4 protein-coding genes are annotated in these 12,108 nt (G+C 35.1%); 1 reads left to right on the top strand and 3 read right to left on the bottom strand.

The annotated features are described in order from the left end of the window. The 3 genes from VGE71_RS05035 to VGE71_RS05045 form a co-directional block, all read right to left on the bottom strand. Complete coding sequence (locus VGE71_RS05035; protein WP_331137318.1) at positions 1–3,144, bottom strand: TonB-dependent receptor; 3,144 nt, start codon at positions 3,142–3,144, stop codon at positions 1–3. Between the two features lie 440 nt (positions 3,145–3,584). Then, the gene (locus tag VGE71_RS05040; protein ID WP_331137319.1) at positions 3,585–5,687 is read right to left on the bottom strand and encodes a RagB/SusD family nutrient uptake outer membrane protein; all 2,103 of its coding nucleotides are present in this window, start codon (positions 5,685–5,687) and stop codon (positions 3,585–3,587) included. Between the two features lie 41 nt (positions 5,688–5,728). Continuing rightward, on the bottom strand, positions 5,729–8,881 hold the full coding sequence (locus VGE71_RS05045; RefSeq protein WP_331137320.1) for a TonB-dependent receptor: 3,153 nt from the start codon (positions 8,879–8,881) through the stop codon (positions 5,729–5,731). A gap of 428 nt (positions 8,882–9,309) precedes the next feature. Here VGE71_RS05045 and VGE71_RS05050 point away from each other — a divergent pair, with 428 nt between their 5' ends. Further along, the gene (locus VGE71_RS05050; RefSeq protein ID WP_331137321.1) at positions 9,310–12,105 is read left to right on the top strand and encodes a glycosyl hydrolase; all 2,796 of its coding nucleotides are present in this window, start codon (positions 9,310–9,312) and stop codon (positions 12,103–12,105) included. Positions 12,106–12,108: the final 3 nt, after the last annotated feature.

Here is a 12,108-nt window from a genome sequence, read left to right on the forward strand (position 1 = left end):
TTAATTAAAATTAATGTTAAGCCCAATTACTAAAGATTTTGCCAAAGGCGCTCCACCATAGTCAACCGGAACAGCAAAATCACTGTTTGAACTTCCTGAAGTGTTTACTGCTTCTGGATTAAAACCTACTTTATATTTATTCCAGTAGAACCAGTTTTCTCCTGTTACATATAATCTTGCGTTATCGATTCTTGAAATTCCTTTAAGCGCTTGTCTTAAGTTATATCCGATTGAAATACTTCTAATACTTACATAATCTGATTTATATAACCAGTCTGTGTTTGCCTGATAACCAAAAGAGGTTCTCCAGTTTCCTCTAACAGCAGGATCAACGTTTAATGAATTTTCTACAGATCCCATTCCCGTACGGTCAATAGCACGTCCTGTTAATCCATAAACTGTTCCTCCGTTTTGTCCTTGAACCAAAACATTCAAATCCAAATCTTTGTATTTAAAAGTGTTCGTGATTCCCCAAGTATATTTTGGAGTTGGATTACCTAAATCCACACGGTCTTCTGAATTGATTTTTTTGTCTCCGTTCTGATCCACATATCTTGGATCTCCTAATACTAATTTATTCCCTCCAATTGTAGTTCCTCCCGCGTCAATATCCGCCTGAGTTACTACTCCGTTTTGTTGTAATCCGAAAATTGTGTACATTGGTTTTCCAACTTCTAATTTTACAAACGGAACACCTCCATCAAATGAATTACTGATTTCAATTTTAGACTGATCTGGTCCCAATGCCAAAACTTTGTTTTCATTATGGCTGATGTTCGCAGAAGTTCTCCATTCAAAACTTGGTGTTTTAACGTTTAGAGAGTTTAACTCAAATTCCCATCCTTGATTCTGTACTTCTCCAATATTAGTTAAATAAGTCTGGAAACCAGAATCTCCCGGAACTGGAACTCTTAAAAGCAATTCGCTATTATTTTTTCTGTATAACTCAAATGTACCAGTAAGTCTGTTTTTAATAAATCCGAAATCCAAACCAAAATCAATACTTTTTGATTCTTCCCAGTGTAATGAAGGATTTGGAATAGAAGCTGCACCTTGACCAATTGCCACTGCACCTCCAATTGAGTAGTTGTATGTTCCAAGAGTTGCATACTGCGCATAACTTCCAATGTTATTACTTCCGTTTATACCAGTACTAGCTCTTAATTTAAATTCGGTTAACCAATCCACATCTTGAAGAAAAGCTTCTTGCTTCACTCTCCACCCTAATGAAAGAGAAGAAAAAGTCCCCCATCTTCTGTCAGTACCGAATTTTGAAGATCCGTCACGTCTGATACTAGCTGCAAAAATGTATTTTTCTTTGTAATTATACTGAAGACGTGAAAAATAAGATAACAATGTATTTTTCTCAGCTGTAGTAGAACCGATAGATCCCGCAGGAAGCGTTTCTATACTTGAACTGTTATAAAGTGCTCCAGAAGACATTGTAGATCTTGTAATTTCATACGAATTGAAAGATTCTCCTAAAAGCACATTAAAACTGTGGTTTCCAAAAGTTCTATCATAAGTAAGCGTATTTTCATTTACAATATTCTGTCTTCTGTATGTATTGTAAGCTCCTCTGATACTTGCAATAACATCATTTGGCGTATAACTTTCATTTACGTTGTCTGAGTTATCAAAGTTAATCGTGCTTTTTAATGTAAAATTTTTAGCAAACTGATAACTCGCATATCCTGAAATTAAATTTCTGTACATTGAATTTCTTCCTGTTCTTGCTAAGGCATTCAGCATATTGGTTGTACTAGATCCCCATGCATAACGAGTGGTATATTTTTCTCCAGCAGCGTTTGAAGCACTTTCAAAAACTGGAGTTGCAGTGAGCGCTTTAAACAAAGTATTGTCTTTCCCTTCAACGCCAGGATCATTTTTAATAGAGTATGAAGGCGCTAAATTGATTCCCATTTTAAAGTTTTCAGACAACTTTACATCAACATTTGCTCTTGCAGAAAAAAGAGAATAATCTGTTCCAATGATATATCCTGTATTTTTTTGATAATTGGCAGAAACATAATAATTCACAGCTTCTGTAGCTCCTGAAGCAGTTAATTGATAGTTGCTGAATTCTCCTGTACGGAAAACTTTATCCTGCCAATCAATATAATCTAGACCAGGATGTCCCGGCATATCCCATCTGTCATCATACAAGTATGTAAAATACCTTGAATTGGATGTTGTAAGCGGAGTCGAAGGGTTTACCGCATTGTAAGCTGCAATTCTCTCAGCAGTAGTCTGACTTGCCGATGCTCCTGCAATTCCAGAACCAACCCATTGTGAATCAATCATCGTTTTAGCACGTTTAATCCATCCTTCTGCAGAAAGCATATCTACTCTGTTGGCTTCTTTATTTACTCCTCCATATGTATTGAAAGTGAATTTTGGTTTTCCTGTTTTACCTTTTTTTGTAGTAATAATAACAACTCCGTTTGAAGCTCTTGAACCATAAATTGCAGCTGCTGAAGCATCTTTTAAAACTTCAATCGAAGCTACATCATTTGGATTCATGTTGTCTAGTGGACTTCCATTAGAAAAACCTCCATTACTGTTTGATCCTTCAGTGTAAATCGGGAATCCGTCAATAACATACAAAGGTTCATTTCCTGCTGTAATAGAACCAGCTCCTCTAATCTCTATACTGAAAGGTTGTCCAGGTAAACCTGTAGTTTGTTTTACACGAACTCCAGCTACTTGTCCAATTAGTCCCTGATCAATTCTTGAAATTGGACGTTCTGTAAAAGTTTCTGTTTTAATTCCTGAAATTGCTCCAGAAGTAAGTTTCTTCTTTTGGGTTCCGTACCCAATTACCACAACTTCGTTTAGGTTCGCACTCTCAGCATCTAGCGAAACATTGTAATTGGCAGCAGCTCCTAATTTTACTTCCTTCTTAACAAATCCCACAAAAGAGAAAATTAATGTTTCTCCTGGTGAGGCAGAAATGGAGTACTTACCGTCAAAATCTGTGCTAGTTGACCTGTTGGTTCCCTTGACAATTACGTTAACTCCTGGTATTGACAATTTGGCTGGATCTGTCACGGTTCCTGTAACCGTTTTTTCTTGCGCAAAACCTGAAGAGTATGCAAACAAGAATAAGATCATAATCAGTAAAAGATTAAGATTGTTTTTCATAAAAGTTTAATTTGGTTAGATATTCAGTTAAAACCAAATTTATTTAGAAGCACTTTTCACAGTATCCTGTGGTATCCTGTTAAACTTCCCAGCAATGACAGTAATTCACAGCGTATTAAATAAATTTATTGTATAATTTTTAACCCGTATAACCTCGTTAAACCTTTATTTGAAAGGGAAAACAAACAATATCTCAAAACAAAAAATACATTAACATAATAAATTACAAATTTTCATTTTTTATCAAAATATTTTATAAAAAGTAAAAAATTACTCCTTAAAAAATAAACATTTACTTATTTTAAACTCCTATTTGTAATTAAGAAAAAAAGCTGTTGATTTATACAACTAGTAAAAACTTTTTCGCACTATTTAAAATCGAAAAAAAATCGTCTCAAATGAGACGATTTTCTTCTTCAAAAACAAAAAATAAAAAGATACTAATATCCTGGATTTTGCCAAGCTGCTTTTTGCGCACTAGACAAGTTTGAACCATCATCGTTTAACAATCCATCAATAAACGTTTGAGGAATTGGACGAAGTTCGTGTTTATTAACTGTAATATTTGGTGCAGCTTCAGCATTAAATGCTTTAGCACGTTTAATAAGCATTCCAGTACGAGAAAGTGTCTCCCAACGCTGCCATTCTCCTAAAAGCTCACGAGTAGACTCATTAAGTATAAAGTTAATCGCACGTTCTTTATCTGTTGAAGCTCCAACTTTAACCATAACCGCTTCATCTTCAGCTGGCAAACTATTCGGAAAAGAAGTCAATCTTAAATCTGAAGCCGCAGTTGTAACTGCAAGTGTTGGATTAGACAAATAATACGTATTCATATCTAAATTAGAAGCTGTAAAGTTTGTAGCTGAACTTCCTGTATTTAAAGGATTTACTTTAAATGCTTGAGAACCGTCATTGTAATAAGATCTGTTTTCTCCAGCTTTCCATTGTGCTCTAACTCTTACCACGTTAATATCCTGCATTGCATTTCCATATTGACCAAGACGAGCATAACATTCTGCACGCACTAAATACGTTTCAGCAAGACGTGCCATAATTACATCACGGTGTGCATCACCTCTTTCAGCAGTACGTGAACCATCTTCCGTTTTGTTGATACCTGCAAAGAAGTTACAAATTGGCTGATTTTTAAAAGTAGGCGCTACATAAACTCCATTTTGGTATAATACTGAAGAGTTAGGTACAAATTGTCCTTTTTTAACAGCCAAAGTTCCTGTAGTAGCAGTTTGTCTAGCTCCTGTATTCCATTCAGGTAGACGGCCATTAACATCTGTCCAAGTTGGTGCCTGTACACTTGCTCCAAATTTAGCATTATTATAGGTATTGTCATTTTTGGTATTCAAAATCATTATAATACCAGGATCACCAACTTTTACACCTGAAGGATTCGGAGTAATTACAGTATTAGCACCATAAACAGTTCTAAATGTTTTCCACATACGTGCATCGTTTACGTGATCAAAAATCCCATAAGTATATTCTGTCGGACGACAACGCTGAAAATCCATACTTCCAATCCATACACCACGTTTTACCCATCCTCCAGAAAAACTTGAGAATTGAGGAGCAAAATAACTATAAGTACGGTTTCCAAAACGACCAACAGTAGATGCATCACCATTATGACCCGCTGCCATCAAAATTTCATTTAACTGCTCATTCGGACAATCAATTCCTGTCCAGTTTGCATATAAATCACTATAATTAGGTGTTAGTGGTCCACGTGCTGTAATTGCGTATGAACATGCATCAATTGCTTCTTTTAGATCCGAATCTTTATAAGCACTATTCCATTTATCATTACGTTCAGACGCACGGAACAATAATGATTTTGCTAAGAAATGCGCTGCAGTTGCTTTTGTCCATGTAATTCCTTTTCCATAAGTAAAAACCTCACCTTCAAAAAGACTATAAGCGGTACGGAAATCTGATATTACTTGTTCCCAACATTTTTCTTCTGTAGCACGCTCGTAGTTACGAACAACTCCTTCGATTGGTTTAGTTTGAAGAACAACACCTCCGTATTGTGCAACAAGTCTGTAATAGTTATATCCTCTTAAAAAATAAGCATGAGCTAAACAACGATTTCTAATCTTCAAATCTGAAATTACCGTTTCTGCTTTTGAAATGATTGTATTACAAGACGCAATACCGTAGTACATTTCATCCCAAAGCGCATTTGGATTTGTCGCATTTCCATTAGCTGCTCCTGTTGCAGTTGATGCTCCTACTGGTCCAAAACGATTATCATAAGTATTCCACATTTCATTTGTAAGGTCATTCGCATTGGTAAATTCATCGGTACCATATAAAGTATTACCGTAAGACCATTCGAAACCAAAATGCCAACGAATATTACCATATAAAGATACGGTTAAAGCCTGAAGACCTTCTGGTGTATCAAAATAAGCTGTCGAATATGCATTTGTTTGTTCTTCGTCAAGAAAGTCTTCTGAACACGAAGTAAAAAATACCCCCGCCATTAATAAAAGACCAATTCCTATATTTTTTATATTATTCATTTTTTTACTTTTATTGTTATACTTCAATTCGCCACAATTCATTAAAACCCAACTTCAACCCCCATAACAAAACTGCGGTTGAAATAAGTTCTATTAGTGTCAAAATCGTACCATTTTAATGACTGGTAGATACTTCCTGGGTTCACAGCCTGAACATATAGCTTCATGTTTGCCAATCCAATTTTATTTGCTAGATCTTTAGATAGATTGTAACCTAAAGAAATATTACGAATTTTTACGAATGATGCTTTTTGAAAACCTAGAAGTCCAGAGAAAGCGTCTTGTGAACCTGAAGTAGCCTGACCTAAAATTGGTTTTTGAAATTCAGCATTTGGATTATCCGGAGTCCAGTAATCTGTTTCACGCTGGTTAGCATGAGCCGTTAAAGCTTCACCTCCTAAAGATGCAGTATATCCTGTACGACCGTAAAGATTTATTCCTAAATCAAATCCTTTATAAGTAAAGTTGTTATTCCATCCCATTGTCCAGTTAGGATTACTATTACCTACAACTACACGATCACTAGCATCCATTTTATAATCACCATTTTGATCTTTTGGTCTTACATTTCCAGGAGTAAATTTGTAACCATTAGCATTCCATTTCGTCATTTCTGCAAGATCCTCTGGAGTATTTTGCCAAATTCCCTGATTATCATATCCATAACGAACAGCAATAGATTCTCCAATAAACCATGAATTGCTTACCATATCATTTGCACCATTCGCTAGTTTTACAATTTGATCTTTTTGCCATGCACCATTTAAATTAGTTTCCCATGTAAATCCGCTAGCAGTTTTTATTGGAATAAGATTAAGAGTTACCTCAACACCATGATTTTTTGTCTGACCAATGTTAGAAACGATGTATGGATAACCTGATACTGGTGGAATATCAACTTGTAAAAGCAAATCTTTAGTATCAGATTTATAAGCATCAATAGTACCACTGATTCTGTTGTTTAAGAAACTAAAATCAACTCCAAGATTGTACTGAGTTGTTTTTTCCCAACCTAAATTTTTATTAGGCATTCCTGTTTGATTAGCAGTATAATAAGGTTCATTTGTAGTAAAACCTGCTACGTTACTCATACCATTAAAAGGAAGGAATATTTGACTAATATTTCCTAAAGTTCCATAAGGATCAACAGAAGAGTTACCTGAAGTACCTACACCTAAACGAAGTTTTAAATTATCAACCCAAGTAACATTTTTTAAGAATTCTTCATTATTAATACGCCACGCTAATGCCGCAGAAGGGAAAAAATCCCATTTATGACCTTCAGATAATTGTGTAACTCCGTCCCAACGTCCTGAAACTGTCAATAGATAACGATTATCAAATCCGTAATTTGTACGAACCATATAAGAACTAATACCACGCTCAGTAAGACCTGAACTCATTCGTGCATTATTCGCCGCATTTGTAGCATCTACAGATCCCATTGCATTCCATAAAAATGAAGGTTTAGGAATATTATTAGCACTCATTGAAGAATTCTCTATATTCCATGATGATGCTGTTTGTAATAAAGTTAATCCAACTTTATGTTTTGCAAACGTACGATCATAGTTAATAATGTTATCTACAGTCCAAGAAAAATCACGACGGTTTTGAAGACGAGCATAATTAACACCAGCACTTCCATTTGAATTCACTTTTAAAGATGATGTACCATCAATATAGGCCCCCTCTCTCCAATGGCGAAAATCAGGTCCGAAATTTATCTTATAAGTAAGTCCATCTAATGATTTTGTCATTTTTCCAAAATCTAAAGTAGCAGAAAAATTCGCCAAAATACGCATTGTTTGAGATTGTTGTGTACTTTTATTCCACTCATCCATAATCGTATAAACTCCTGATTCTCCACCAGGATTAATAATCAAATTACCATTTGCATCATAAGGAACTGCAATATTGTAAATTTGTTTTGCCGCACCATAAATCGCATCTGGAGCTGTACCACTTCTTGCACTTAAAGTTGACATACCATAATCCTGCTCACTCCATGAAACATTAAAAGAGGCATTCATTTTAAACCAATCCACAGGAGTAATATTAGATGTCAGTTTTGCTGTGTAACGTTTATACCACTGTCCTTTTTGAGTACCTTGATTATCCAAATAACCTACAGAACCATAGGTATTTACTTTTTCAGAACCTCCACTTGCACTAATAACGTGCTCTGTGCTAACTCCGCCCTGAGTTACATAATCAGTCCAGTCTGTATTCGTTACTTTAGAAGCATCCCACGAACCGCTTGCCCATCCTTTCAATACATTATCTCTTGAAGTTTGCCCATCTAATGCACTGTCAAAAATCAATCTGTCATTTGCCATAGTTGGCGAATCAGGATGTGCATATTTAGTCGGATCAAGATTATAAGCTGCCCAACGTCTGAAAGTAATAAAATCAGAAGCACTCATTGATGGCGCTCTGTCAACAATTTCAGAAGTAGTTACAGTACCTGCATAATTTAAAGTAAATCTACCAGCTTTTCCTTGTTTAGTAGTTACAATAATAACTCCATTTGCACCACGAGATCCATAAATAGCTGTCGCCGAAGCATCTTTAAGAATATCCATCGATTCAATATCTCTTGGATTTAAAGTTTCAATTGCAGAAGCAGACATTAATGGAACACCATCCACTACATATAAAGGATCATTACTTGCAGTAAGAGATCGAGTACCACGAATACGAACCGTACCAAGACTACCTGGACGCTCATTTGTCGTAATATCAACCCCGGCAATCTTACCTTGTAATGCTTCAGTAGCATTAGAAACAGGTCGATTCATTAACTGTTGAGCTGATATAGTTGACACCGATCCTGTTACATCAGATTTCTTCTGAGTTCCGTATCCGACAACAACAATCTCATTAAGCTCAGATACTTCATCAGCAAGACTTACATTAATCTCTGAGTTAGTACCAACTGTTTTTTCGACTGTTTTAGAACCAGTAGAAGAAAAAACCAATACTTGTCCTGGCGAAGCACTTATAGAATACTTCCCGTCAAAGTCAGTGCTGGTTCCCTGCTTTGTTCCTTTAATAATCACATTGGCTCCTGGCACAGGCAGCCCGGCTACATCGGTAATTGTCCCCTTAACCGTTTTGTTTTGTGCGAAAACTGATGTGTGCAACAGAGCACACATAAAGAAGACCACAAAAAGACTCCATTTGTTTTTCATAAAAAGTTAAATTTGGTTAGTTAATTAGTTCAACCAAATTTATCCAGAAGAGATTGCCGTTGTATCCTGTAGTATCCTGTTAACTATCAATACATTATATTTTTATTGTGTTTTTTTTAACAGGAAAAGCAGTCTCAACCTACTGATTTTCAAGCATACGCATATTCTCAAAACAGAAATTCTCATATTCAAAATTTATTAAAAATATTTTTAAAGTATTAACTATTTAATACACCTAAACAAATGTATTATTCAAAAATAAACATCAATAATTGTAAATAATACATTTATTAAATTCACAAAAAACAGGACGCTACAGGATAGCATTTTGAATGACAAAAAATATTTTTACTTTATCGTTGTCCCTAATTACGACGGAAAAAATGCTTTAAACACCTTACCAACTTTAAAGACCAGCAACCTAAAAAATGAGAATACAAAAATCATATATCGTCTTTTTCCTCTTTATAACCGTAATTTCTTTTAGTCAAAAAAATGAAAACTCACCATGGCCTAAATCTACTAATATAAATCAGCCGTGGGCAAGATGGTGGTGGATGGGAAGTGCGGTAGATAAACCAAACTTAAAAAGAAGCTTAATCGATTTTCATAAGGTCGGAATTGGCGGTGTCGAAATCACTCCCATATATGGTGTCAAAGGAGAAGAAAACAATTTCATCGATTATCTTTCTCCCAAATGGATGGAAATGCTAGACTATACCATTCATGTTGCAGACAGTCTTCATATGCAAGTGGACATGGTTCTAGGAACAGGATGGCCTTATGGAGGATCGCATGTGACAGTCGCTAATGCCGCAACAAAATTGATTATTGAAAAATATCATATTAAAAAAGACGAGACTATTGATAAAAACATTACACTTCAAAAGCAAAAAGAAAAAAATCCTGCCGAATTATTATATGTAGTTGCTTACGGAAAAGATGGTTCTTACATCAATTTAACCAATCTTCTGAAAAAGAATCAAAACAAAACAAAAGACAAAGGAATTGATGGTAAATCTGTAGAAATTCCAAATCAAACTGATCCTAACAAATTAAAATGGAAAGCTCAAAAAACAGATTATACCATTTATGCTGTTTATAGCGGCAAAACTGGCCAACAAGTAAAAAGAGCGGCGCCAGGAGGAAGTGGTTTTACTTTAGATCATTATTCGCAAGACGCTTTTAATGCTTATGTAGTTCCTTTCAACAATGCATTTAAAGGTCGTGAAGGGAAAATAAGAGCCATTTTTAATGATAGCTATGAAGTTTATGGCACTGATTTTACGCCTAAATTCTTCGAAGAATTTCAAAAATTACGTGGTTACGACCTAAAAAAACAATTACCAATACTACTAAACGAAACCGACGGAGAAATTGGAAACCGTATTAGAAGTGATTATCGCCAAACTATTGGTGATTTATTGTTGAATAAATTTGATAAACCATGGACAGAATGGGCACATTCAAAAAGTTTTAAAACGAAATTACAAGCCCATGGTTCGCCTGGAAATTTAATCGATTTATATGCAGCTGCCGATATTCCAGAGTGTGAAACTTTTGGTTCTATGCCATATGACATTCCAGGTTTTAGAAGAGAAAAAGAAGACATTCGAGAAGGCGATGCTGATCCTGTTATGTTGAAATTTTCTTCATCAGCAGCCCATGTTTCTGGCAAAAATCTAGTTTCATCTGAGACTTTTACTTGGTTGAGAGAACATTTTAAAACAGCTCTTTCGCAATGTAAACCAGAAGCCGAGGATTTGATGCTGAGCGGAATAAATCATATTTTTCTGCACGGTTCGACTTATTCACCAGATCGAGCTGTTTGGCCGGGATGGCAATTTTATGCGTCAGTAAATTTCAATGCAAATAATAATATTTGGGAAGATGCTCCTTCTCTATTCTCTTATATTTCAAACTGCCAATCTTTATTGCAGCAAGGAAAATCAGATAATGAACTTTTGCTTTACTGGCCAATTTTCGACACTTGGGACAAATACCAAAAAGGGGCTTTATTCTTTGAATTCAAAATACATTCACTTCAAGAGTGGCTTCACCCTACAACTTTTTACAGTTCAACAAAAAACCTAATGAATAAAGGTTATGGCGTAGATTTTATCTCAGATAATTTTATTGCCGATGCCAAAGTTGTAAACGGGAAAATCAATCTGAACGGAACAACTTTTAAAGCATTAGTAATTCCGCCAGTGAAAAAAATGCCGCTTGCCACAATCCAAAAACTGATTGAATTGCAAAAAGCTGGTGCCAAAATTATCTTTGAAGGACTTCCAGAATCTGTTCCTGGTTTTAACGATTATAAAAAGCAAGAACAAGAACTTCAAAAGATTTTGACAGCTAATAGCGATTTGGTTAAACCAACTTCGGATATTTTCAAAACTTTAGAAAATGCTCAAATTTATCCAGAAACGCTTGTAAATACAGGTTTAAAATTCATCAGAAGAAATGTTGATGGCGAAAAAATATATTATTTGGTAAATCATACTCCAAAAACAATTGATGATTTTATTCCGATAGAAATAGGAAATAAAGAAGTGGTGATTTTAAATCCGTTGACTAGAGAATTTGGAAATGCAATGGTAAAAAAAGAAGCCAATAGAACTTTGGTTAAAATTAAGATTGCACCAGGAGAATCTTATTTCCTAAAAACAGAAAATACGGCTTCGCAAAAAAAATGGAATTATTACGAACCAATTGCTGAAGCCATACCATTAAAAGGAGACTGGAAAATCAATTTTGACAAAGGCGGACCAGAATTGCCACCAAGCGCAACAGTTTCAACTTTAGAATCTTGGACAAAATTAAGCCCAGAAGCCGAAGCTTTTTCAGGTTCAGCGACATATACTTTACAATTTGAAAATCCAAATAAAAAAATTGAACATTGGAGTTTAAACCTAGGAGATGTTCGCGAAAGCGCAAAAGTTTGGCTAAATGATGAATTTATAGGTACAGCGTGGTCTGTTCCTTATCAATTAAATATCGAAAAATTAAAATCTGGAAAAAATACATTAAAAATTCAAGTAACCAATCTTTCTGCAAACCGCATTCGCAATAAAGAATTAAAAGGCGAAGAATGGAAGATTTTTTATGAAATCAATATGGTCGATAAAGATTATAAAAAATTTGATGCAACAAAATGGGCTCCAATGTCTTCGGGACTTTTAGGACCAATAACAATTACACCATTAAAACAGCAAAACTAACTA

It is taken from the genome of Flavobacterium sp. (assembly GCF_036405015.1).
In the GTDB taxonomy this organism is placed as follows: domain Bacteria; phylum Bacteroidota; class Bacteroidia; order Flavobacteriales; family Flavobacteriaceae; genus Flavobacterium.